The organism is Dyadobacter pollutisoli, from assembly GCF_026625565.1.
GTDB classification, from domain to species: domain Bacteria; phylum Bacteroidota; class Bacteroidia; order Cytophagales; family Spirosomataceae; genus Dyadobacter; species Dyadobacter pollutisoli.
The window spans coordinates 4,807,583-4,832,774 of the sequence record NZ_CP112998.1 but is presented as its reverse complement, the minus strand read 5'-3'; the positions used below and the strand labels follow the sequence as shown (position 1 = coordinate 4,832,774).

The following is a 25,192-nucleotide window of genomic DNA, read 5'->3' as shown; positions in this document are numbered from 1 at the left end:
TTTGAATGCTTGGGATTGATCAGTTTCATTGAAATGGATGAAACTTAATTTTTCAAAGATAGCAAAAGTTGAAATGGCAAAAATAATGTGCTGCCAGCGAAGGCCACTTTCGATTTTTTTAATAACATTATTTTGCTTTGAAAACAGTGGATCTGACGAACGACCATCCTGCCCTGAATCCTGTGGAAATATCCTCTGAAACATTCCAGGCTAGTATTCCGCCTCCGAAAATGACAGCTACGGTAATGGATCGGATCGCCATGTCCAGTAATGTCGCGGGTAAACTTCTGACTGAGGCGGGATATGGGATGAAATAAACGATCGTATAGACCAGGATTGCCAATGCGATGACTTTCAAAGTGCCCTGGGTGAACGGCTGGATTCCCATTTTTTTACGGATAAAAAACAGTTTCACTACATTATAAGTAACCGTTGAAAATAATGCGGCGGCGGCGGCACCATTGTAACCGTAAACCGGAATCAGAAATTGGCTACTCAGTAAAATGAGTACGGTGAAAAAAAGCATGAAAACAATGTCGTACCGATAAAATTTGGAATTCGTCAGGATCTCGGAATTAAGACCCGTGGCCATGTCGGCGATGCGGGAAACCCCGACCATTAGCACCACCCATTTGCCTTGTGAATAAATGTCAGATTTGGGAATAATACTGAAAATCGCATCGATATTGGACCAAATTCCGAGGAAGAGGAAGGTGCCGATAATGAACAGATTGAGGGACGATTTTTTATAAATGGTATCAATGTGCGCAATATCATTCCGTGCATAAGCTTCGGAGATAATCGGTGCGCTGATCATCACAATGCTGTTTCTGGGAATTGAAATGACAAGGGCAATGCGGGAGGCAATGTCGAAAATAGCGGTACTTCCGAGCCCGCCTTCAAAAGCGGGCAGCAGGACTTTTTCGATATGCGGAAGCAATGCAGCACTGGCCCCGCCGAGCAAAACCCAAAGGCCATAACGGTACATTTCTTTGAAAGCCGGGTGCCTGATAAAGCCGAAATCGAGCGAAGTATAAAGCCTTTTTTGAAAGTATAAATAGATCAGCATTGCGATAATGGCAAGCCCGTAACTGGCTACTGTAAGGCTGACCATGGTATCGAATGTGATGACTTTGTATCCAAAAAGGATCACAAATAGACTGTTGGCCAGGCGGAGGCCCACTTCTCGAATGAGAGAAGGTACCGCAATCCTCAGATTGATCCGGGAGTAGGATTCCAGCGCCAGCAGATAAACCATACCTACCGTTAGAGGAATAAAAATGTAATAGTACTTGACCAGCATCGGAGAATGGTCAAGGTAAACCTTTATGTAAAGCGGCTTAAAAAGTAGGTACAGGCCGGCAAAAGCGGCTAAGCCCACGAGCGGTGTTATGATAATAAATGTAAAAAGCTGCCTGCGCGACTCATGGTCCTGAAACCTGCTGTGAAACCGTACCGCGACTGACGGAACGCCCAGCAAGGCAAATGACATGTAGATAACGGGGAAGGTTAGCAGAGTAGAAGCGTACAAACCCAGTTGCTCCTGGGTCATATATTGATTGTAGAGGATCAGGATATTGAAAATTCCGATGACTACTCCAATGTAGGAAACAATGGAGCTCTTGAATCCCTGACGTACTATAATCCCCATTGAGGTTTTTCTTGGTTATTAACAAGGCGAAATAAGACAAAAACGGTTAGATACCCTAGCGAAGGCGAGCGATTAGTTATCTGCCTTGCTTCTTCTATATTTGTTCCAACAATTAAACCACACACACTTGAAAGTTCTGAATATTGTAGGCGCCAGGCCTAACTTTGTCAAAATTGCGCCATTACATCGCGCCTTCTCGCAGTATCCCGACATGATCTCGAAAATTGTCCACACCGGGCAGCATTATGATTCCGTTATGTCCGGAATCTTTTTTGATCAGCTCGATTTACCAAAACCTGATTTCTTTCTTGGCGTAGCGGCTGGTACCCAAACGCAGCAAACGGCTCAGATCATGGTTGAATTTGAAAAAGTCCTGATCAGCGAAAGGCCTGACCTGGTGCTGGTAGTAGGCGATGTTAATTCTACATTGGCCTGTACTTTGGTGTCGGTCAAAATGAATGTACCCTTGGCGCACGTGGAAGCGGGGTTGAGAAGTGGCGACAGGAGTATGCCGGAGGAAATTAACCGGATACTGACTGACGCTGTTTCGGATCATTTGTTTGTAACAGAACAAGCCGCGGTGGATAACCTGCTGAGAGAGAATGTCGCTGATAATGAAATTCACTTCACCGGTAACGTAATGATCGACTCTTTGGAATACTATAAAGATGCAATCGACCGTTCGCCGATACTGAAAAATCTTGGAGTGAATGCGGCATCCTATGTGCTCATGACAATGCACCGGCCAGCTAATGTTGACGGGAAAGCGGGTCTGCAAAGGATTTTGAAAATAGTAAAAAGGCTTGCTTTGCTGAAAACAGTGGTGTTTCCTATTCATCCACGAACCTGGAAAAACATTGAAATAAACGGTTTGAAAAATGAGTTTGAAAATGTCCAAAATCTAAAAATCTTGGAACCACAGGGCTACCTTGAATTTCTTAACCTGACAAAAAATGCTGCATTAGTAGTCACCGATTCTGGCGGTATTCAGGAGGAAACCACTTATTTGAATGTCCCCTGCATTACATTAAGAGAAAATACGGAAAGGCCTGTGACCTTTGAAGTAGGAACGAACTTTCTGTTGAAGAACGCGGACGCAGAATCCGTGAGTTTGCTGGCTACGGAAATATTTGCAGGAAACTGTAAAAAAGGAACGATACCGGCAGGTTGGGACGGGAAAGCAGCGGAACGGATCGTTGCAATTTTGAGAGAAAAATACATTAATTCGTACGTTTGTGACAAATAAGACAAACAGGCTGCTGAATGATACTGAGGAAAATAAAGACTAGCGCATGGAATCTGCTCAATAGGACCGGATTAGGCGGCAGTGTACAATTATATATGGGCGGGGCTTTGAAGCAATATGGCTGGTTTAGAAGCTATCATACCAAACAGTCTGTGGATCTCAATGGCGATCCTCTGCCTTGGTACACTTATCCTTTTATACTTTTTTTGAAACCGAGGATCAAACCTGAATTTGTTGTTTTTGAGTACGGTTCGGGGAATTCTACACGCTGGTACGCGGCACAGGTGCATCACATTACGGCCGTGGAGCATGACACTGAATGGATCAAACTTATTAGTCCGAAACTTCCTTCCAATGCAAAGGTGCTGGACAAGCCATTGGGCGACGCTTATGTAAAAGCAGTCCAGTCCACAGGAGAGCACTATAATATCATTATTGTGGATGGTCGTAACAGGGTCAAATGCGCTAATTTTGCGGTGGATTACCTTACCGCCGATGGGGTACTGATCCTTGATAATTCAGAACGGGAATGGTATAGCAAGGCCAAGGAATATCTTAAAGAAAGAGGCTTCCGGAGACTCGATTTTATTGGAATGGCACCTATTGTTGGAATCGAAACTTGTACCAGCGTATTTTATAGGGACGGGAATTGCCTCGGAATCTGATCGATAATTGCCTCATAGTCTAAGTTGGTAACTAATCTTTTCACATTCCTGCCCGCCAATATTTTTCTTAAACCTGCTCAACGTTGGTTTTGGATCTCCATTTTTGTCGAGTGAAATGCCCAGGTCAATGATGCGTACGCCCGTTCGCTGACAGAAGTTGTAAATGGTTTCTATGAGCAAAACTACCGGACTGTATTTCCGGTATTCAATAAGGTCAGCCATTAGGAAGTTGTACAGGGTATCGTCGGTAACCTTAATAGTCACGGAAAGTGCGATAAGGGCGGCATTATCGAAAACGCTAAATAGTAACATTCTTTCAGGAAACAGACCGGCGAGTTCGCGCATTTGACAGAGAGATAGTGGCAACGTATAGCCAGCCTGTTCTCTGCAGTGTATTAGAAAACGATAAGCTTCATCCAGGTTCAGGCATTTACCCGAATGTACGCTATACCCCGTTCTAATGCATTTATTCAATCTTCTTCTTTCCGCCGGACAGATTTTCCTGGCAAATTCATTTGAATCAACCGGGATAAAGTGACTGGTAAAGGTTTCCGACCTGTGAAAAGCGGCTGCTTCGAAGCAATTTCTAAGTAAACCATGCATTTCGGGCTGGTAGCACGATGGGGCGGTTTTAATGCTTAGCGACTTGCCGGATTGTTGACAAACGAATTCTTTGATACACGATAACAGAAACCCAATTTCTTCTTCAGTGCAGTCGGGAGCGCATTGAATGCCTCCGAATGGCGCACGGGGAGGTGAAATCCATTCTCCTAAAGGGGTAGGAGCACATTGAAATATTGCCACAGCGCTATTCTGTGTTTTCCTGTACATTGCAAAGAAAAAGACAGTTTCCGTCGTCTGCGTGAGCAAATGTGCGCAGGTCAGATAGAGAAACGGCTGGAAACCCGGTTCCGGGCATTTTGCTCCGGGTTGAACGACTACTCGAACGTAAAGATTCTCGTTATGCCATTCAGATTCAGTACTCTGTGTGTGATAGATAGTGCTGGAAGTTTACCGGTTTGCACCGAATTGTAACCTCTTAAAATTCAGAAATTTGGATTAATCGACTAGAATGACGCCAAATGTTAAATAATTGATATACTAATTTGATATTTTTTATGTTTAATACAATGCTGATTACTATTTTTGTTAATTCATCAAACAGTTCAAATTGGATGTACGATATTGTTCTGGTTGGTAATCAGGATCTTGAAGAAAGAGGCAATCCGTTACAGAAAGTTGATTGTTTAATTTAACTTTGACACCCAGATCTTTTATATTTATTAGAACCCATCCAATACATGAAACACATACTTATTGCTGAAGACCACGCAGTGGTGCGCATCGGCACCAAACACCTCCTCAAGTCTTTAATTCCGGAATCAACCATTTCTGATGTAGACGATTTCGATAAGATACTTCAGGAGCTTGAAGTTAAGTCATATGATCTGTTGATACTCGATATTAACATACCTGGCGGAAATACCACGAAAATGGTTGAAACCATCCGGTTGAAATGTCCTGGAATAAGAATATTAATGTTCTCAAGCTATGACGAGCAGCTATATGGCCTCATGTACCTGCAGGCTGGTGCGGACGGCTACTTGTCTAAGGATGCGCCGGAAGAAGAGTTCAAAACGGCCGTAATGAGTGTTTTGAACAATAAAAAGTATATGAGCGAAGATATGCAGCAAATGAATATCAATCGCCTTATCAATCCAAAAGAATATCTTCCGGATCCGATCGTAAGCCTTTCACCACGTGAAACGGACGTTATGAATCTTTTGAAGGAGGGCTTAGGGACCGCTAAAATTGCTGAAAAACTAAATCTGCAACTTTCGACCGTTAGTACTTACAAAGCCAGGATTTTTGAGAAACTGGGCGTCAAAAATATTGTAGAGCTGATCACCAAGATCAAATAGAGAAACTGAACTATGAGGAAAATCCCTGTACCCAGACTGGTGCAGGGATTTTTTATTTACTTTTGAATGACGTCAGCGTATATGCTGGTACAGTATGATTTTTAAAAAGAAAAAATAATTAATGCGGAAACTGGGTGTTGAGGAAATGGGTCGTCTGACGGTCGAGGAATTTAAGGGATCTGATAAATTTCCGTTTGTAGTTGTGCTTGATAACATTCGCAGCCTGAACAATGTAGGTTCGTTTTTCAGGACGGCTGATGCTTTCAGGGCAAAAAAAATAGTGCTGTGCGGATATACCCAGGAGCCTCCGCATCGCGAAATCACAAGGAGTGCGCTCGGCGCTGAACTCTCGGTTGAGTGGGAAAAAAGCGCTGATACATTGGAGGCAGTGGAACAACTGAGGGCGGAGGGTTATCGCATATGGTGTGTCGAGCAAGTGGAAGGAAGTGTTTTATTGCAGAATTTTGACCCCAAACCCGGTGTTCCACACGCATTTGTGTTTGGAAATGAAGTAGAAGGAGTGAGTGACGATGTTATTAAGATATCTGACGGATGCGTTGAAATCCCACAGTTCGGGACCAAGCATTCCTTTAATGTGTCTGTGTCCGCAGGAATCGTGTTATGGGACTATGTCAGGAAAAACTTAACAGAAATATAACACGGAAAATTTGGTCTTTCTGATTTAATAGACAGTATTTGCAGGTTCTAAATATATTTACATATCAGCTTATGAAATCCGCTACAAAGAAGTTATCGACCGAAATTGCTGAGACGCTTACCGGAAAAATTGACGCAATCTCCGCAGGGTCGAAAAAAATAAAAAAATCAATCGAGAGGGCTGCTGAGAAATTGGCGAAAAAGGTAGCCAAGTTCGAAAAGGAAACGCTCAAAAAGAAAGCGAAAGAGGCGAAGAATGCGGAGAAAAAGCTAAAAGCAAAGTCGAAAGACAAAAAGGACAGCAAAAAAGGCAAAGCTGAAAAAATCGCAGCGCTGGTTGCTTCCGCTTCATCGAAGCCACCGGTTGTTCCTCCCACTAAGCCAACAGTAGGAAAAGAGGCTAGCGTTGCGAAACCAGCTGCAGCTAAAACTCCTGCCAAGCCAGCCGCCAAAGTATCGGCTGAGGCAGTTAAAAAAGAAGTTTCTAACGAAGGGGCTTAGTCCTCTTCTGATAAAAGTGAAAGATTCAACTCATCAGGGTTGAATCTTTTACTTTTATGCTAAATGTGTTTTAAATGGTGACCAATCCGATCGTCGCCAGCATTCTGCCTGTCAGGCCTTTCTCGTGACGGTAAGAAAAGTAATCGGCATTGTGCAATATCGTCGAATATTCCGATACTTCAATATTTTCCGGTTTCAAGCCAAGCACAAGCAGCTGATCTTTGTTCGCGAGTTTCAGGTCTACAAAAAACTTCTCTTTTCCGGCATCCCAGCGCTTGTGTACCGAATCAAAATACTGAGCTACGTCTTCACCTACCTCGAAAGAGCATTCGTCGATACAGGTACCAATGTAAGCCAGGCAGTTTTCCGGCTTTGTTCCGAATTCTTTTTCCATTGCTTCAACCGTTTTTCGGGCGATTTGTCCGGCTGTTCCGCGCCAGCCGGCATGTATGGCTGCCATAGCCTTGCCGAAAGTGTCATAGATCAAAATAGGAGTACAATCGGCCACGGTTACGGCGAGCTGCACATGAGGAACATTGGTGATCAATGCGTCGTAGCCTTCAAACCTGCCGGGTATGCGTACCGTAAGTATCTCCGTTCCATGTACCTGGTGGGATTTGGCAACATGATTTAATGGTACACTTAAAGCTTCAAAAAAACGTCGGTTATTCTCAACTACATGCTCAGGACTGTCTTGCGTGGAGCCTCCGAGATTGAGCGAATGATAGGGCGCTGTACTTACCCCGCCATGTCGTGTACTTTCCGCTGCGATGAGGCCGGGAATGTCCCGAAAAATGGACGGGGAGCGAAATAGGGGCTGTTTTACTAATATATTCTGTTCCGCCATGTGGCTGTGATTAATGCTGATGATTTTTCAAATGTAGATGTTTATGACTTTTTAATCACTTTCAGGAGAATTTATTTCGTTACAATAGAGTTATCTAACTTGGGTAAAAAGTAAGGTTCGAAACAAATGCTGCCGGATAATAGCCGGATTCAGATATTGGCAATAAATGATTTAAATTTGTCAAGAGCGGAAAAGCTTCCATCAAGAATTAGTGATTATGATAAAAGTGAGTGTGTGTGTAGTCACCTATAACCACGAAAAGTTTGTAGCTAAAATGCTGGACTCCCTATTGATGCAGCAAACTACATTTCCTTTTGAAATCGTCGTAGGAGATGACTGCTCAAAAGACAGTACAGTTTCGATTTTAAAGGACTACCAACAACGTTTCCCGGATCAGATCAGGCTTTTGCTTCATCCTAAAAATATGGGACTGAACGGGAAATTCAACGCGCTAGCCACATTTGCAGCCGCCAAAGGTGAGTATATCGCCCAGTTTGACGGTGATGATTACCTTCTTACTAATGACAAACTGCAAAAACAGGTAGAAATGATGGATGCAAATCCACATTACTCCGCTTGTTTTCATAACGCACGCGTAATTTTTGACGACAACGCAGCGCCGCCATATCTGGTTAATACGCTTACAAAAAGGGAATTTACGGTTGATGACCTAATAGGAGAGGACGAGCTTTGTTTTATCGCCACGTCCAGTCTGATGTTCAGAAGGGAAGACTTTGCTAGAAACCCTGACCCGGAATGGACAAACCTTTCCACAAGCGGCGACATTCCCCGCAACATTATGTTCGCTACGCGTGGGCCGATCGGATACATTGATGAGGTAATGTCTGTATATCGTAAAAACAGGGGCGGGGCAAGCTTTGCGGACAACCATTACGGCGCCGACTTTTTGTTCAACAGGATCCAGTTGTATTCCAATATCAATAAAGAGCTGGATTACAAGTACAACGAAACGCTCAAAAAGAACATTGCTACCTATTATTACAAATTACTTTTTTCGAGGGAATACGGTAAAACATACTGGCCGAGAGTGAAGTATGCATTGAAGTACCTGTCGATGGCGGAGCCTTCCGGTGAAAGGCGAAAAGAAGTGATCAGAGACTTCATCATACCGCCATTTGTTATGAAGATATATAGCTTTCTGGCTCTCAGTCTTTATAATCTTAAATCGAAAGCCAAGGCTTAAAAAGTTTGGGGAAATAAAAAAGGGACTTCACCGTGATTTGGTTAAAGTCCCTTTTTTTATTTTTAGAATAATTTTTCCTGAGGTGGTTTCACACCTTTAAGGCGGATGTAAACCGTTGCTTGTCCTCTGTGGTGTGTCTGGTGTTCGAATGCTTTCTCAAACGCTACGCCAGTTTTCATATCCATTCCAAAAACTTTTACGTCCTTGGCCATATCCGCATCTGTCATTCCTTTCAGCGAGGCGATAGCGAAATCGTAGCTATCCATTACTACTTTTGATACCGTCGCTTTCGACTGGTCCGCCATTTTTTCAGCAGATCCTTCGAAAGGACTTTTTTTACCGGTAGCTCCTGAAATAAAGGCGAAGTTAGCGTCAGCAAGGTGATCCATTTGTTGTGCAAAAGAGCGGATCTCAGGTGTCGGTTTGAACGCATAACCATCGTCAGGCATAGCGTCCAGATATTCCTTCGTAAATGTCTTAGCTCTCTCCCAATCAGCGATTTGCTTGGAAAGTGAGGTCTGTGCAAATGCGGAAGTTACCGCAAAAAGCATCATACAGGTAATGGTCAGTCGTTTCATTCGATTTTTGTTTTTGGTGGTCGTGAAATTTCAACGAAAGGTAGTTCTAAGGAATGCTATTGTCAACTGTCAGGCAAAATAATTGGTAACGCCAGTCCGTCAAATGGTTACATATTTTTGTTTTTTAGTTTGAAGAAATTATCGGGACAATGATTGTGGTTCATCAGGTTATTATTTTATTTACCTCAAAACAACTTGTCATCAACATTATCGTCGCCCAATGCCGGAGTCTTCCAAGGAACGTGCTGAGAAATACCTGGATCTTGGACATAGTGAAGCAGAGAATCACGCCAAAACCCAGCAGGAACTGTATGAGAAACATGTGAGGGAAACTTCCAATGTTACCAATGTCATATCGGAGTTTTTTAAAACCAATTTGTTCGGCTTTGCCTGGCATTACATTCGGAGCCGTTTCGGGCCCAGACATCCGTATCAGGCCTATCCGCGAAATGGTGACTCGGGCGTTTTTAAGATGCAGTCTTCTATCCCTTCCCGCGAAGAATTAAGCGTAGCATTGCTTTCGGACTGGGCGAGCGATACGGCTGAATCCGACAAGGTTGCGCACCTGGTCGCGAAGTACGCGCCTGACTACACGATACATATGGGCGACATTTACTTCGTAGGCAGCCCGAAAGAAATAGAGGAAAATTTTACAGCTCCTTATGCTTCGTGGTACTATGGGGCGTCGGGCAGTCTGGCGCTTTCCGGCAATCATGAGATGTATTCCAATGGCAATGCATTCTTTCAACACCTGCTGCCCGCGATGTACGCGCTGGATGGAGAAGTGAAAAAGACCCAGCAGGCGGGGTTTTTCTGCCTGGAAAACGAACATTGGCGGATTATCGGAATCGATACCGGTTATACCTCGGTCGGACGGCCATTTGTCGAGATTCTTTCTCCTCCTGACTGTCATCTCCGCAAGGAGCAGGTCGACTGGCTGCGTGATGTGGTGCGGCTGGGTGATCCGACGGACACGCGTGGCATTGTCATACTAAGCCATCATCCCTACATTTCGGCGTTTCGGGAGGAATACGCTCGTCCCGGAGAGCAGCTTCTGAAACTGATGGGTACCTTCAAACGCCCGGTTGTATGGTTTTGGGGGCATGATCATCGCCTGGTTGTCTACAATGCAGCGAGCAATGGAAAAGGATTGCAGGCTTTCGGGCGTTGTATTGGTCACGGCGGATTGCCGGTAGAAACGGGTATGCCTGATGCCGGCGAGCTTTCCAAAATTGATTTGTACGATACCCGGATCCGCACTACAATCAGAAGGCATTCTCTCGGATATAATGGGTTTGTACGGCTGGTATTAAAAGAAGAAGCCTTACATGCCGAGTACCTCGATCTGGAAGATACACGGGTTTACGAGGAATCGTGGGTAATAAACAAAGAAAACGGCGAGCTCTCGTGGAAAGCAATTCATGCTATCCCAGAACTGGCCGTTCGTTAAATCTTCATGCTGGCACGGCATCAAAACTGATAGCCGTCGCATTCACAATCAGTGATGGTCTGCGTCGTGGCTTTTATCTCTATAAAATGCTGCGAAGGTCACCACAAGACCTATTGTTCCCAGAATAAAAATAAACAGGTCACCAAACACTGCAAGAATTGCAAATAGAATTAAAAAAACTGCAATGTAAACCCCGCTTGACAGTGAAGTAGATTCGGTATGTGATGTATCAGACATTTCGGAATGGATTAATCTTAGTCGTTTATTCTGCGAAAATAATAAATACAGGTCAAGTTTCAGTAACCCGGTAGTTTTTTTTGCGGAAATGCTGTTATAGCCACTTTTGGAGGTATTTTGATCGTAAAATAGGGTCGAATTGTATTATTTGAATAATGTGCATAGAGAAGAGAATATTCATGTTACCATTCAAAGATTTACGATTGTTATTTAAATAACTTTAATACAGGGTTATATTTGGTTATTGATTCTCATTTCAATACAATATATCTTTAAATCGTATTTTAATAAAATATAATTTTTCAACTATCACATTGTAGCTGAAAAATTTTCACTCCTAAATTCAAGAAATAATGAAATGCTTTTACACAATTCTTTTCCTGGCCGTGATGGCCTGTGCTGGTGCAAGCGCCCAGACGGTTCAAATAAACGACTCCGAAGCTTACTTCTCTGATTTCTTTATCATACAGGTCAAACCCATGCAGTTTGAGATGAGTTACAAATATCCCAAAACCGATCGCGTGCTGGTGAGGATCAAGGATGAAGAGAAGAACATACTTTTTGCAGAGAAGACACTTGTTTATAAAAAGTATCACAAGTACTTCGATCTGTCGACCATGAAAGACGGCATTTATACATTTGAACTGACTGATGGCGAACACAAATTTGTCAAGTCATTCACAGTGGCCACCAAAACGCTTAGGATGGCGACCGCTTTGTGACATTTTCTGACGACGAATCCATACATTTGTTTTGGTGAACTCATGCACCGCACTGGCTTTTGAAAGCCCGTGTTAATGCTACTAAAACAATTGCAAATGCCCTATATAATTGGTTGTGATATCGGCACAACAAACGTTAAATCAGTTGCTTTCGACTCGGTTTCAGGCGCCATCCTGACCTCGCATAGTGAAGGTTATGAAATGCAGCATCCTCAGCCCGATTGGAGCGAGCAAGATGCGGACGAGATTTACGAGGCGACCTGCAAAACGATCAAAATCGTTACTGATTTTTGCAAAAACAAAGGAGAACTGCTGGGTATCAGCTTCAGTGCCGCCATGCACGGCGTATTGGCATTAGATAAAGCGGGAAAGCAGCTCACAAACCTGATTATCTGGGCGGATAACCGGAGTTCTGACATTGCGATCAAGTTGCGTTCGTCTCAGATCGGTAAGAAAATATACGATCACAATGGTACACCGATCCACGCGATGACGCCGGTGTGCAAGCTAATGTGGCTGAAACAGAACGAGCCTGAGATTTATAAGAGTACGAGCCGTTTTGTAGGTATTAAGGAATATGTCGTTTTCCGCCTCACCGGAAAGTTTGTGGTAGATTACTCCATTGCTTCCGCGACCGGAATGTTCAATATCCGCGAACTGAAGTGGGACGCTTACACATTGAAAAAACTGGGTTTGAAATCTGAAAAGCTTTCAGACGCGGTTTCACCTTACCACATTGAAAAGCTTCCTGCCAATAATCCGGCCGGACTTCCCGAAGGTACTTCGCTGATCATGGGCGCCAGCGACGGTTGTCTTGCAAATCTGGGTAGCGGTGCCATCAGGACCGGTTCTATGGCCGTCACGATTGGTACCAGTGCTGCTGTCCGTATTTGTTCTGATAAGCCCTATTCCGATCCGCTTATGCAGACTTTTTGCTACGTGCTGGACGAGAAAACCTACATTGTCGGCGGACCGTCGAACAATGGTGCCGTCATTTTTGAATGGTTAATGAACACTTTTTTTCCAAAAGAGGAATACGATACTGTTTTCAAAGAAGCATCGAAAATAAAGCCCGGATCTGACGGGCTCATTTTCTATCCTTACCTGCTGGGAGAGCGCGCACCGCTGTGGAGCTCGACGGTGCGTGGAGGCTTTTCGGGGCTGGACATTCAGCATACGCGCCCACATTTTGCGAGGGCTGTCATGGAAGGCATTCTGTTGAATCTGTACAGCATTGGCAAGATCCTGATGGAAATGCAGAACATCGATACGATTTATGCTAATGGCGGTTTTGCCCGCAGCCCTGTGTGGGTGCAGATGCTGTCTGATATTTTTGGTAAAAAAGTGATGCTGAATGAAACTGTGGAAACCGGTGCGGTAGGCGCAGCGATGATGGGGTTGAAGGCCTTGGGCGTGAATAAGGAATTTTCAGAATTAACGGCATTTACAACCGTTGGGCAGGAGTTCGATGCTAAGGCCAGCGTACATAAAGAGTATCATGCTTTGAGTGAAAAATTCATAAAGGGAGCTCAGTTGATGATGGCTCAATAAAAAAGTCCCGGTTTTATCATGAAACCGGGACTTTTTATTTCTAACCTTGTTTAAAACTTATAAGTAAGGCTTAATCTGTAATTTCTTGGAGGATCAGCTTGCCAGTAGTAGGCATTCAGCCACTCGTAATATCCTCCGCTGTAAATGTATTTGTCCAGGATATTGAACACATTCAATGTCAATTTCATTTTGTCTTTTTCCCAGAAAACCCCACCGTCCAATTTGAATGAGTTAGGAAGATTCAGACTGCTGTTTGAATTGCTCCAATTGGAAGTAGCACGGTCGCCAAGGTAGGTAAAACCAGCGTAGATTCCTGTCCCTTTCAGCACGCCATTCTGGATCTTGTAGCTAAGCCAACTGTTCACGACATGTTTTGCATAACCTGGAATCACATCGCCCACCTTCACATCGGTCACACCTTCGGTAACCTTCGTTACTTCTGAGTTCGTGTAAGCGTAGTTTGCAGTTAGGTTCAGACCATTCACGATGGTACCGCGAAGGTCAAATTCAACTCCCTGTGCTCTTTTTTGACCTAATACAATGCTTAGTCCTGCATTTGGGGGACTATTAGGATCAGAGGTCAGCTCATTTTCTTTCAAAATACGGTAGATAGAAATCGTTGTGTTCCAGCGTCCGTCTGCCCAATCTCTTTTTACACCAAGCTCGGTGTTGTTACCGGTAATTGGTTTCGCGCTCGCACCACCCGCAAGTCTGCCCGACTGCGGCAAAAATGCCTGATCGTACAATGCGTACACAGACGTATTTTTATCAATCGAAACGCTTAATCCCACACGAGGCGTAAAATGATTCGCTTTCTGAGCCTCGCCACCGTACGCAGACTGACTCACTTTGGTATAGCGACCAGCCAATGTAAGACGGATTTTATTATCCAAAAGCCCGATCTCATCCTGTACGTAAAGCCCGGTATATTTCTGGTCAATCGTGCCACCGCCATTAACAGCTCTTGCTTCAAGGTTCAGCGTGCGGTCGAACACCGGATAACCGTTAACAGGAGTAGAGTAGTAAGGGTTTTTCGGGTCAAATTCATGGCCTAATGTATCGAGATTGTGCGATTGCGACCAGTCGGCGAAGTATTCTTTGGTACCAACGTCGATACCACCCAGGATTTTGTGCGTGACATTACCAGTTGTTACTTTACCATTGATAAATGCCTGCGCCAATGTCATTTCGCTTTTTGCATCCCAGATACCAACCGCCCGGATCAACGTCCCGTTAGGATTCACGGTGTTTGGCCACATGCTGCTGCCTTTTTGCTGATAGTTGAGATAAGCCACCTGCGCAGTCAGTTTCCAGTCTTCATTAATCTGGTGTTGAAGGTTTAGGTAAATGCTCTGGTCCTTCATTTTGTTAGGAGGAAGCCCCGGGGATAATGTCGTAAACTCGCGTGGCAATGATGCGTAACCCTCTGGCGAGAACACGTAATACGAGCCTACATCCGACATTTTCGCGTACTGCATCGTGTATTCCGCGGTCAATTTGGTCTTGTCGTCCAGTTGGTAAGACACTACCGGGGCAACGCTGTATCGGTTATTATATTCAAACGGGCGGAAAGAACCCTTGTTTTGACCTGCCAGATTAAGACGATAAAGCAATTTTCCAGTCTTGTTCAGCTTGCCGTCCAGATCAAGGGCAGCACGGTAAAGTCCGAAACTTCCTGTCGTAAATGACGCCTCACCTTTGTTTTGTCCGGTTGGTTTCTTGGTAACTACATTGTACAAACCGCTTGGATCGCCGTTTGCAAGCATGAAACCTGCCGGGCCTTTCACGAATTCAATGTGATCCACAAAACTCATATCCTCTGTCAATGGTCCCCAATAGGAGCTTACTACATTGAAACCGTTGCGGAAAGCCTGTATTTGAGAGCCACGCATTGAAATATTCGCATACATATCACCCCAGTGTTCCAGGCGGGTAGCACCGCTCACATTGCGGATCAGTCCGTCACTCATGCTGATAATCTGCTGGTCGGCTAGTATTTGTGAAGTAACAACCTGAATATTTTGCGGAGTTTCAAGAATTGGTGTCATTAATTTTAAACTCGACGAAACCTGATCTGATTTATAAAGGTTGCCGCTCTTTACAATTACCTCTTCCAACTGGTTCGCGCTTTCCGAAAGCGTAAATAATACATTAGTGGTTTCTCCTGCAACAACTTCAACTTGTTTTTCCTGAGTAGCCAATCCGACGTAGCTGACCAGTAGCGAATGTGTTCCTATTTTAACCTTTTCAATGTTAAATTTCCCCTGTGCGTCTGAAATTGCTCCTTTTGAGCTTCCTTTCAAACCTACGGAAACTTGTTCAGCGGGTTGTCCATCCGAGCTCAGTATTTGGCCTGTTATCCTGCCGGTCTGCGCAAAAGCACTACTCGCCGAAAGCAGAAATAGGATGAAAATATAAAGTTTTTTCATTTTTTATTTGAAATTGGTCTAAATAATTGTTCCGGCGACAAATATGGAAGCGCAATTCTTGCCATACAAGTTTTTATTTAGATTTATTTCAAATAGTGAATTTCAAATGGCTTATAATCTGAGTTTTCGATCAATTTCAAAACAGAAGAGCCGCGTGGCTTTCGACCACGCGGCTCTTGAAAAGATATCTCAATCTACTTTTTCTCTTTTAAATCCTCCACCATTTTCTCGGTGACCATCTTTTTTTCGGACGTATTGCCCCACGAATTCATGATGTAATTGACTAGGTCCGCGATTTCATCATTACCCAATCCTGGATTTGGCATCATGTTATCATAGTCAACACCATTCACTTTAATTTTGCCAATCAAACCGAATTTGACTGCTTTAATGGCGTTTTCAGGGTTTTTGTCAAAATAATCTGCTTTGGCAAGTGGAGGAAATGTTGCAGGAATACCCTCACCACCGCCCATATGGCAGGTAATGCAGTTTTCGGAATACACCATTTTTCCGCGCTCAATGCTTTTTGCCAGTTCATCGTCCTGTTGTGGGAAAACTGCCGAGCAAAAGATGAATGCAGCAAGTATAGATATTAAAGGTTTCATTATTTTAATTTATTCATTTTTTTGGCTGATGCGTGCTACTAAAAGTTGGTGCGAAGCTCTGCTTCGTATCCAGTATTTTTAGGCCTCCGACCATCTGGATTTTACGAGAGCCGGCCAGAGGCCTGAGAATAATCGGCACGAAGCGGGAGCTTCGCGCCAACTAGCTTTTTGGGCTGATACGTACTACTTTACCTGAGTTTTCAAGAACCACATATACATTACCATCCCAACCCTGACGTACATCCCGCACACGACCGATTTTGTCGAAAATGATCTCACGGCTCAACACCTTGTTACCCTTCACAACCAAATGCTGCAGGTACATAAATTTCAATGAACCTACCAGCAGATCACCTTTCCAGTCCTTAAACTTGTCACCTGTCAGGAAAGTGATTCCGCATGGTGCGATGGATGGTTTCCAGTACACAACTGGTTGTTCGAGACCAGCGCGTGCGGTGTCTTTTGAAATGATGCTATTATCATAATCAATGCCAAAAGTGATCAGCGGCCAGCCGTAGTTTTTACCTTTTTCAATGATATTCAGCTCATCACCGCCTTGTGGACCATGCTCATGTTCCCAGATCACGCCCGTAGTCGGGTGGATGATCATTCCCTGTGGGTTGCGGTGTCCGTACGTCCAGATTTCTGGTCTGGCGCCTTCTGTTTTCACAAAAGGGTTGTCAGTAGGGATCTTGCCATCTTCATGCAGGCGCACCACTTTACCCTGGTCGCGACCCAGATTCTGCGAGTTTTCTTTCTGCCCGCGCTCTCCAAGTGAGAGGAACACATATCCTTTTTTGTCAAACACAATGCGGCCTCCATAATGTACATTGGCTTTTACATTTGGAATAGCCTTAAACAGCTGCTGAATGTCTGTCAAAGCATGGTCTTTCAGTTTGGCACGCATCAATGCAGTATTCGCACCGCCGTCATCTCCTTCTTCTCCTGCCGCTTTCGGTGACGAGTAGCTGATGTAGATCCAGCCGTTCTTTTTGTAGTCGGGGTGCAGGTTAATGTCCAGTAAGCCTCCTTGTCCTTTGTAAAGCACCTCCGGGATACCTGTAATTTCCTGCGGGTCGAGCTTACCGTTCTTTACCAACCGCAGCTTGCCGCCGCGTTCGGTAACCAGAAGATCGCCATTTGGCAGTAAAGCCGAGGCCCATGGCATCGTCAGGCCGGTAGCGACAGTATCTACTTTTAAATTCGCCTCAGTCAATTTTTGATCGGCACGGGTCTCACTGGTGATACCGCTATTGCTCATCAAACCGATCGAAGCGGTTAGCAACAGACCTCCAAACGCAAGCGGGAGGTATTTTTTTAGTAAAGGAATGTTTTTGCTCATAGATTAAGGTGAATAACTGTGCGATTTTTGGATTTCCTATTTAACTAATTTCAATTCATTCAAATGTCCGGTAATGAAATCGATTTCTTCCTTATTCAGGCTGATATCGATTGCGGCGGCGTTTTGGAGCGCCTGTTCTGCATCCCTGGCACCTACCAATGCGATGGTAATGCCCGGCTGTTCCACCGTCCATCGCAAAACGAGTTGTCCTAGTGTCGCATTTTTCTCCTCAGCCAGCGGCCTGATCTGGTCCAGAAAGGCATTGACCTTCACAAGATTTTCATCTTTATAAAAATGAATGGAAGCGCGGTGATCGTCTGCGCCAAACTTGTAACCGGGCTTCATTTTACCGGTCAATAACCCGCGTTCCAATGGGCTGTAAGCGAGTATAGCCTTGTCATTTTCAATGCAGTAAGGCACAAGTTCCGCTTCAATATCACGTTTTACCATGCTATATGGAACCTGATCTGAAACCAAATGAATGTATTTGGCAGCTTCCCGCATTAGTTCTGCATTGTAGTTACAAACCCCCGCATACCGCACTTTTCCCTGATCGATCAGCAGAGAAACTGCCTCCATTGTTTCTTCAATAGGAGTGGTTTTGTCATGCCAATGGATCTGGTACAGGTCAATGTAATCAGTACCCAGTCGCGTCAGGCTTTGTTCGCATTCTTTGATAATGCTGTCTTTGGCCGCGTATTTGTAAATGTTAATGTCCTGGCCTTCATTGTTTTTGCTATGCATGGCAAAGTCACCTTTTTCAAGGTCCCAGCGCATGCCATACTTGGTCAGTATCTGAACCTGATCACGGGGCAGGTCTTTGATCGCTTCGCCGACGATCTCTTCACTGAGTCCCTGTCCATAAACCGGAGCGGTATCAATGGAAGTCACGCCCGCATGAAACGATTCCTGAATGGCTTTTACAGCCTGGCTTCTTTCGGTACCGCCCCACATCCAGCCACCGGCTGCCCAGGCGCCGAATGTAATGACGGACAGTTCAAGGTCTTTTTGTTGAGGATTGGCATTGGTTCCTATTTTGCGGTAGAGCATAGTTTGGTTGGCTATCGGCCGTCGGCTGTCAGCTTTCGGCGTTTTTTTTTAGTTTTTGTGAACTTTTAATGAGCAAAGAGATTTTTTACCGCCGACCGCCGACCGCCGACCGCCGACCGCCGACCGCCGACCGCCGACCGCCGACCGCCGACCGCCGACCGGCGACCGCCGACCTTATTTCGTCAACGAAAACGGTGCTGCCTCGGGCTTGGTACCCCACACTTTGGAAGGTTTGCTGGCCATGTTGAACTGCACGGTTCCGCCTTTTTGTATATCAGCATGTTCCAGGAATGTATTTCCGTAGGGTTTCCCATTCAATGTCGCACCCTGAATGTACATATTGGCATCGCTGGTGGCGGGGGCCTGGATCGTAAACTTCTTGCCGTCTTCCATGGTCATCGTCGCCTTTTTGAATAGGGGTGAGCCTATCACATACTGAGTAGTACCAGGTGTTACCGGGTAAAAACCAAGTGAAGAGAATACATACCAGGCCGAAGTCTGACCATTGTCTTCATCACCGCAGTAGCCGTCCGGAGAAGCCTGGTACAACTTACCCATTACCTGACGCAGCCAGTACTGAGCTTTGTCAGGAGCGCCGGCGTAGTTATATAAGTAGATCATGTGCTGGATCGGCTGGTTTCCGTGTGCGTAGTTACCCATGTTCATGATCTGCATTTCGCGGATCTCGTGAATCGGGAAGCCATAGTAGCTGTCGTCGAAGATCGGAGGCAATGTGAAAACAGTATCCAGTTTCTGAACAAATGCTTCCCTTCCGCCCATTAAACCGATCAATCCTTTCACGTCCTGGAACACCGACCAGGTATAGTGAATGCTGTTTCCTTCTGTAAATGCATCCCCCCATTTGAATGGATTGAATGGTGACTGAAACTTGCCATCCTTGTTTTTACCACGCATCCACTTACTTTCAGGGTCGAAAACGTTGTGATAATTCTGGCTTCTTTTGAGGTACAGATCGATCTCCTTTTGGGGTTTTTTCAATGATTTACCCAATTGGGAAATACAAAAATCGGCGTAGGCATATTCCAAAGTCCTCGCTACGTTCTCATTCACTTTAACGTCGTAAGGAACATAACCCAGTTCATTGTAATATTCATGACCAAATCGCCCAACAGAACTGACCGGGCCTGCATTTTCAGTGTTTTTAATGATCGCGTCGTATAATTTATTGATATCATAACCACGAACACCTTTCACATACGAATCAGCGATCAGCGATGCAGAGTTGGAACCGATCATGCAATCGCGGTGACCAGGACTTGCCCATTCAGGAAGGAAGCCGCTTTCATCATACGCGTTTGCGAGGCCTTCCATGATATGCGAATTCAGGGTAGGGTACATTAATGTAAAGAATGGGAAAACCGCACGAAATGTGTCCCAAAAACCATTGTCTGTGAACATATAACCCGGACGAACCTCGCCATTATACGGGCTGTAATGTACTACTTTGTTCGCTTTGTCGAATTCATAAAACTTTCTTGGGAACAACAGCACACGGTAGAGGCATGAGTAAAATGTGCGGATCTGGTCGATATTGTCACCTTCTACTTTAATGCGCGAAAGCTCGTCATTCCATGCTTTGTGACCTTTTTCTTTGGTTACATCAAAAGAATCATTCCCTAGTTCACGTTGCAGGTTCAATTCCGCCTGCTCAGGGCTGATAAAAGATGAAGCTACTTTCAGGCCAACCTGTTCACCTTTTTTGGTTTTGAAACCTACGACCGCTCCTGCATGGCCGGCTTTCAGCTCCAATGTATCTTTTGCCAATGTCTTGCCATGAAAAGCAGATGAGAATGTAAATGCTTTGTCAAAAACGAGAACGAAGTAGTTTTTGAAATTGGAAGGCACACCGCCACTGTTTTTGGTTGTATAACCAATGATCTTACGTTCGGAAGGAATAACTTTCACATAAGATCCTCTGTCGAAAGCATCAACAAGTACAAAAGAGCTGTCCGCCTTCGGGAATGTAAAGCGGAATTGTGCAGCGCGTTCTGTGGGCGCTATTTCCGTGGTTACATCATAATCTGCGAGGTACACCTTATAGTAATGTGGCTTGGCTACCTCCGCTTTGTGCGAAAACCAGCTTGCACGGCTTTCCTCATCAATTTTCAGTTTTCCGGTGATCGGCAGGATAGAGAACTGACCATAGTCATTGATCCAGGGGCTTGGCTGGTGTGTTTGTTTGAAGCCTCTGATTTTCTCGGCATCGTACATATAACTCCATCCATCACCCATTTTGCCGGTTTGCGGCATCCAGAAGTTCATCCCCCAAGGCAATGCGATGGCAGGGTAAGTGTTACCGGAAGAGAGGCTGAACTTAGATTGGGTTCCCATCAGCGGATTCACGAGATCCACCAGATTGGTATTGGCAGTGGATTGTCCGTAGAGAAGAGGTGTGGTTATAAACAGTACGAAAAGGCAATAAAGGATTTTTTTCATGTTAAGGACAATTCTTTATATTGAATCAGAAAAGAGATAGTGTAACAAAAGTAATGCAAGGTCATGTAACATAAAGTATCGGGAGAAAAGATTTGCGGCTTCTTGACTTAAACATGACATTTTGTACGGGCATAGTTCTTTACGACGTTAAAACTGAAACGGGAGTATACTTGAACAAAACCGGCCGCGGCTACCAATAGCTGCTACAGGCCAGTATGTCTCCCGGCATAAAAATAACATCTGAGTTACGTATCGATATAAAAACACAATGACTGAACACTTAAACCGCCTAACCCCGCGTCAGATCGTTTTCGAGCTTGACCAATACATCATCGGACAAAATGACGCGAAACGCAATGTCGCCATTGCTTTGCGCAACCGGTGGAGGCGAATGAATAGCCCTGAGGATATACAGCGGGAAATTATTCCCAACAATATATTAATGATCGGTGCTACCGGTGTGGGTAAAACCGAGATAGCACGCCGGCTGGCCAAGATCGCCGATGCGCCGTTTGTGAAAGTAGAAGCGTCGAAATTCACAGAAGTCGGGTATGTAGGCCGGGACGTAGAGAGCATGGTTCGCGATCTGGTAGAGCAAGCCGTGGGAATGGTCAGGACGCAAAAGAAAGAAGAGGTAAAAATCAAGGCTGAGCAGGCTGTTGAGGATATCATTCTGGACGCGCTCATTCCACCGATCCATGGTGCGGGGGCTGCAAAAGTAAAATCTGATAACGGTACTTCCGACGTTATGCCTGATGATGACGGTGAACTGAACCAACGTACCAGGGAGCGTTTTCGTGAAAAAATAAGAAACGGAGAGCTGGACAGCCGCAAGATTGACATTGAAGTGCAACAAAATCAGGCCCCGAATGTGGGTATGATCGGCGGTGCGGTTGACGACGTTTCTATGATGAACATTCAGGAAATGATCGGTAATATGATGCCGCGTCGTGGTAAAAAACGCAAGGTAACGGTAGAAGAAGCCAGAAAAATCCTGCTGGACGAAGAAGCTTCCAAGCTGATTGATATGGATGAAGTGAAGATTGAGGCGATTAGGAAGGCCGAAAACCTGGGCATTATCTTCATTGATGAAATTGACAAGGTAGCATCGAGCCGCTCCGGCGGCGGAGGTGGCCCTGATGTAAGCCGCGAAGGTGTGCAGCGGGACTTACTTCCTATCGTGGAGGGTAGTGCGGTGAATACGAAGCATGGTGTGATCCACACCGATCACATTCTTTTTGTGGCGGCAGGTGCTTTCCATGTTTCCAAACCGTCGGATCTGATCCCCGAGTTACAAGGGCGTTTCCCGATCCGGGTTGAACTGAACAGCCTGACAGAATCTGATTTTTACCAAATACTGAAGACGCCCAAAAATGCATTAACCAAGCAATACGAGGCGATGATGGCATCGGAAGGTGTGGAGCTGGAATTTGAAGATGGCGCGCTTCGGGAAATCGCCAAGATTGCTTTCGAAGTAAACAGTGAAGTGGAGAATATCGGCGCAAGGCGCCTGCAAACGGTGATGAGCTTGCTGCTCAACGACTTTATGTTCGACATTCCCGACGTTATCGGCTCGGACAGCCACATTGTCGTCACCGCAGAATTGGTTTCGGAAAAACTCTCGCACCTGGTGAAGAACCGGGATTTGAGTCAATATATATTGTAAGAGCTACAAACAAAAAGAGGAGAAATTGTTCTCCTCTTTTTTTATTTTATTCAGAATAAAGCCATTTCAGTGCAATGGGGAATTCTTTACTCCATTGCTTTTCACTATGCTCACCCTTCGGATCTATAGATGCCTGGATCTTGACACGATTATATCCGAACCGTTGATTTTCAAGCATTTCGTGGAATCTTGTAAAGTTAGGCATCATGTTGGCGCCTTCTTTTCCTCCCGCGTATAGATAAATGCGTGTCTCGAAAGGCTCGAAGAAATGAATCGTGTCGAAATAGACGCGCTGCGAAATCCATAGGGAAGGAGAGAAAATCATCAGTCTTCCAAATATATGCGGGAACATTAAAGCTGCGTAAACGCTCAGCAGGCCGCCCACTGAGCTTCCTCCGATTCCGGTATTCAATCGGTCCGCCTTTGTCCTGTATTTTGCGTCGACATGTGGCTTCAGTGTATCCGTTATAAAGCGCAGGAACGATGCTCCGAGTCCTTTTCCTAATTTGGGATTGTCATAAGGAGACAGCTCATGGATACGGTCCTCGCCGCCATGCTCTATGGCTACGATGATCACATTGGCCTTGCCTTCTTTGGCAAGTTTGGTAAGGCTCTTATCTATCTTCCAGTTTCCGTACTCCGATCCCTCGCCGAACAGGTTTTGCGCATCGGTCATATAATGTACCGGATAATGCTGGTCGGGCCTGTCATGGTAATCATGTGGCAAAAGCACATGAATGCGGCGGGTCCTGTTCAATTGCGGTATTTCGAATGCTTCCGAAAGCACCTCGACGATAGGAGAGTAGTCAACTTTTTTGGTAATGTCTTTTTGCCATCGGGTGACATTGTCCTGTATCACGCCTTCGAGTTTGGTAATGACCCTGTTTCCATACGGTCTGCCAAAACGATCCAGCTCCACCTGGTCCCAGCCACCACGCGTGTATTTATATTCCAGGGGACTGGGGAGTTCCAGATCTTCGGGGAACTGGTACTGATATTCTCCTGGACTGACCATTGTCATTCTGAACTCTTCGAGGTCAGGAAGCCATTTGCAAAAATTCCCGGTAATGAACACCGGTCGTTTATCAGATGAGATCGTGGTTAATTCTATACTAAGGGTTTCAACTTCTACTTGCATTCTTAATACGGTCACTATGGGTTACGTGACAACAAAATTACTTATAAATCCGCTTTCTTAATATAATTTACGAATTCAAATTTGAATTTATGCCGATCATCAGCCTCATGAACAGTGCGTTCTGATTCAATCCAGGCGGCTGGCTCTGCAATATCAAAGAAAGTGTCACCTTCGATGACGGTATCCACTTCGGTGATATATAAGCGATCGGCGAGAGGCTCAGCCAATTTGTACAATTCGCCACCACCGACAACAAATGCTTCCTGATCTTCCAGTTCCCGCGCTTTTGAGATAGCCTCTTCCAAAGAACCGGCAGTAAGCACACCTTCAAATTTGAAATCAGGGTTTCGGGTAACGATAATGGAAGTCCGGCCGGGTAGTGCCTTGCCAATGGATTCAAAAGTTTTTCTACCCATGATCATCGGGTGGTTCAAAGTCAGCTGCTTAAACCGTTTGAGGTCATCAGGCAGCCGCCAAAGCAGCTGATTATCCTTCCCAATAGCACCATTTTCAGAAACCGCAACTATAATTGATATAAGCATTGAATTGGTTAGTTCGATATTGTTAGTAAATGTATGTTGGTGATGTGGTGCATGTTGTTGCATCCCTGACGGGATTTTCATTATTGCGCCAATTGTTTTTTTGCTACCGAGGTGACATCGCTACGCGATTTATTTTTAAAAATGCCGTTAAGCATGTAACCCTTTTACGACCTCATTCCGGTATTTTAAAGATGTATTTCTCATTATATCCAATTTCAAATTCGTCTAGAAGGAGTTTGTACTCATCCAAAAATTTGATTTTCCCGTGGTGTTCCTTCTGATTTTGAATGTATCGAATAACTCCCGGAATTTGAGATTTGGAATAAGAGAATGCTCCATACCCTGACTGCCATTCGAATCTGGTCGGGCAAAATTTGTTATTATTAATCCATTGAGACGAATCAGCCTTTACGTCTTGAATCAGGCTGGGAATTGATTGTGCCGGTCGATAGCCAATTAGCATGTGAATATGATCTTCCGTTCCATTTATTGCCAGCATTTTGTGATCATTCTTTTGAACAATACCGGTGATGTACTTATGGAGACGTATCTCCCAGTCGGGAGTGATCAATGCTGCACGAAATTTTGGCGTAAATACAAAATGAAGATGAATCTCCGAATGGGTATTTGGCATGATTGATAGTGTTTATGTGTATAGAAATTCTTTTGCAATATAGTTACATCCCTAACGGGATTCTTGGCGGATCTGCAATGTTATTTTTGCTACCAAGG

The 25,192-nt window shown here is 44.8% G+C and carries 22 protein-coding genes; 10 read left to right on the top strand and 12 right to left on the bottom strand.

Annotation, left to right across the window (positions count from 1 at the left end):
• Window positions 1–127: 127 nt before the first annotated feature.
• Window positions 128–1,651 (bottom strand): lipopolysaccharide biosynthesis protein, encoded by a 1,524-nt coding sequence (locus ON006_RS19680; protein WP_244821083.1) that lies wholly within the window; start codon window positions 1,649–1,651, stop codon window positions 128–130.
• A gap of 127 nt (window positions 1,652–1,778) precedes the next feature.
• Here ON006_RS19680 and wecB point away from each other — a divergent pair, with 127 nt between their 5' ends.
• Both wecB and ON006_RS19670 read left to right on the top strand, forming a co-directional pair.
• The gene (gene wecB, locus ON006_RS19675) at window positions 1,779–2,897 is read left to right on the top strand and encodes a non-hydrolyzing UDP-N-acetylglucosamine 2-epimerase (RefSeq protein ID WP_244821082.1); all 1,119 of its coding nucleotides are present in this window, start codon (window positions 1,779–1,781) and stop codon (window positions 2,895–2,897) included.
• 17 nt (window positions 2,898–2,914) lie between these two features.
• Entirely contained in the window at window positions 2,915–3,562 is a 648-nt protein-coding gene (locus ON006_RS19670) for an FkbM family methyltransferase (protein ID WP_244821081.1), read from the top strand.
• Window positions 3,563–3,574: 12 nt separating this feature from the next.
• Here the strand turns inward: ON006_RS19670 and ON006_RS32355 are convergent, their stop codons facing one another.
• A complete protein-coding gene (locus tag ON006_RS32355) occupies window positions 3,575–4,165 on the bottom strand; it encodes a GNAT family N-acetyltransferase (protein ID WP_374760218.1) in 591 nt (196 codons plus the stop codon).
• A gap of 698 nt (window positions 4,166–4,863) precedes the next feature.
• Between ON006_RS32355 and ON006_RS19660 the strand changes: the two genes are divergently transcribed.
• The 3 genes from ON006_RS19660 to ON006_RS19650 all read left to right on the top strand — a co-directional run bounded on the left by ON006_RS19660 (window position 4,864) and on the right by ON006_RS19650 (window position 6,642).
• Complete coding sequence (locus ON006_RS19660) at window positions 4,864–5,484, top strand: response regulator transcription factor (protein WP_244821079.1); 621 nt, start codon at window positions 4,864–4,866, stop codon at window positions 5,482–5,484.
• 121 nt (window positions 5,485–5,605) lie between these two features.
• A complete protein-coding gene (locus ON006_RS19655; RefSeq protein ID WP_244821078.1) occupies window positions 5,606–6,142 on the top strand; it encodes an RNA methyltransferase in 537 nt (178 codons plus the stop codon).
• 71 nt (window positions 6,143–6,213) lie between these two features.
• Window positions 6,214–6,642, top strand: coding sequence for a histone H1/H5 family protein, HCT subfamily (locus ON006_RS19650; protein ID WP_244821077.1), 429 nt, complete (start codon window positions 6,214–6,216; stop codon window positions 6,640–6,642).
• A gap of 70 nt (window positions 6,643–6,712) precedes the next feature.
• Here the strand turns inward: ON006_RS19650 and pgeF are convergent, their stop codons facing one another.
• On the bottom strand, window positions 6,713–7,489 hold the full coding sequence (gene pgeF, locus ON006_RS19645) for a peptidoglycan editing factor PgeF (RefSeq protein ID WP_244821076.1): 777 nt from the start codon (window positions 7,487–7,489) through the stop codon (window positions 6,713–6,715).
• Between the two features lie 217 nt (window positions 7,490–7,706).
• On the opposite strand from pgeF, the gene ON006_RS19640 reads away from it, so the two are divergent.
• Complete coding sequence (locus tag ON006_RS19640; protein ID WP_244821075.1) at window positions 7,707–8,693, top strand: glycosyltransferase family 2 protein; 987 nt, start codon at window positions 7,707–7,709, stop codon at window positions 8,691–8,693.
• Window positions 8,694–8,755: 62 nt separating this feature from the next.
• On the opposite strand, the gene ON006_RS19635 is transcribed toward ON006_RS19640, so the two are convergent.
• Window positions 8,756–9,271, bottom strand: a complete 516-nt coding sequence (locus ON006_RS19635; protein ID WP_244821074.1) for a DinB family protein — start codon at window positions 9,269–9,271, stop codon at window positions 8,756–8,758.
• A gap of 220 nt (window positions 9,272–9,491) precedes the next feature.
• Between ON006_RS19635 and ON006_RS19630 the strand changes: the two genes are divergently transcribed.
• From ON006_RS19630 to ON006_RS19620, 3 genes are all read left to right on the top strand, one after another.
• A complete protein-coding gene (locus ON006_RS19630) occupies window positions 9,492–10,721 on the top strand; it encodes a metallophosphoesterase family protein (protein ID WP_244821073.1) in 1,230 nt (409 codons plus the stop codon).
• A 590-nt stretch (window positions 10,722–11,311) separates the two neighbouring features.
• The gene (locus ON006_RS19625) at window positions 11,312–11,680 is read left to right on the top strand and encodes a hypothetical protein (RefSeq protein ID WP_244821072.1); all 369 of its coding nucleotides are present in this window, start codon (window positions 11,312–11,314) and stop codon (window positions 11,678–11,680) included.
• Window positions 11,681–11,776: 96 nt separating this feature from the next.
• On the top strand, window positions 11,777–13,231 hold the full coding sequence (locus tag ON006_RS19620) for a gluconokinase (RefSeq protein WP_244821071.1): 1,455 nt from the start codon (window positions 11,777–11,779) through the stop codon (window positions 13,229–13,231).
• A 50-nt stretch (window positions 13,232–13,281) separates the two neighbouring features.
• Here ON006_RS19620 and ON006_RS19615 read toward each other — a convergent pair whose 3' ends face one another.
• The 5 genes from ON006_RS19615 to ON006_RS19595 form a co-directional block, all read right to left on the bottom strand.
• Window positions 13,282–15,660: a TonB-dependent receptor gene (locus ON006_RS19615; RefSeq protein ID WP_244821070.1), complete on the bottom strand. Its 2,379-nt coding sequence runs from the start codon at window positions 15,658–15,660 to the stop codon at window positions 13,282–13,284.
• A gap of 194 nt (window positions 15,661–15,854) precedes the next feature.
• Complete coding sequence (locus tag ON006_RS19610) at window positions 15,855–16,265, bottom strand: c-type cytochrome (RefSeq protein WP_244821069.1); 411 nt, start codon at window positions 16,263–16,265, stop codon at window positions 15,855–15,857.
• 160 nt (window positions 16,266–16,425) lie between these two features.
• Window positions 16,426–17,607 carry a PQQ-dependent sugar dehydrogenase gene (locus ON006_RS19605; protein ID WP_244821068.1) on the bottom strand — a complete coding sequence of 394 codons (1,182 nt, stop codon included), beginning with the start codon at window positions 17,605–17,607 and terminating at the stop codon, window positions 16,426–16,428.
• Between the two features lie 36 nt (window positions 17,608–17,643).
• The gene (locus ON006_RS19600) at window positions 17,644–18,657 is read right to left on the bottom strand and encodes an aldo/keto reductase (RefSeq protein WP_244821067.1); all 1,014 of its coding nucleotides are present in this window, start codon (window positions 18,655–18,657) and stop codon (window positions 17,644–17,646) included.
• Between the two features lie 174 nt (window positions 18,658–18,831).
• Window positions 18,832–21,114 carry a GH92 family glycosyl hydrolase gene (locus ON006_RS19595; RefSeq protein ID WP_244821066.1) on the bottom strand — a complete coding sequence of 761 codons (2,283 nt, stop codon included), beginning with the start codon at window positions 21,112–21,114 and terminating at the stop codon, window positions 18,832–18,834.
• 268 nt (window positions 21,115–21,382) lie between these two features.
• On the opposite strand from ON006_RS19595, the gene hslU reads away from it, so the two are divergent.
• The gene (gene hslU / locus ON006_RS19590; RefSeq protein WP_244821065.1) at window positions 21,383–22,780 is read left to right on the top strand and encodes an ATP-dependent protease ATPase subunit HslU; all 1,398 of its coding nucleotides are present in this window, start codon (window positions 21,383–21,385) and stop codon (window positions 22,778–22,780) included.
• Between the two features lie 46 nt (window positions 22,781–22,826).
• Here hslU and ON006_RS19585 read toward each other — a convergent pair whose 3' ends face one another.
• From ON006_RS19585 to tnpA, 3 genes are all read right to left on the bottom strand, one after another.
• Window positions 22,827–23,918, bottom strand: a complete 1,092-nt coding sequence (locus ON006_RS19585; protein WP_244821064.1) for an alpha/beta hydrolase — start codon at window positions 23,916–23,918, stop codon at window positions 22,827–22,829.
• A 41-nt stretch (window positions 23,919–23,959) separates the two neighbouring features.
• Complete coding sequence (locus tag ON006_RS19580) at window positions 23,960–24,460, bottom strand: dihydrofolate reductase (RefSeq protein ID WP_244821063.1); 501 nt, start codon at window positions 24,458–24,460, stop codon at window positions 23,960–23,962.
• 172 nt (window positions 24,461–24,632) lie between these two features.
• The gene (gene tnpA, locus ON006_RS19575) at window positions 24,633–25,094 is read right to left on the bottom strand and encodes an IS200/IS605 family transposase (protein ID WP_244821062.1); all 462 of its coding nucleotides are present in this window, start codon (window positions 25,092–25,094) and stop codon (window positions 24,633–24,635) included.
• Between the last annotated feature and the right edge of the window lie 98 nt (window positions 25,095–25,192).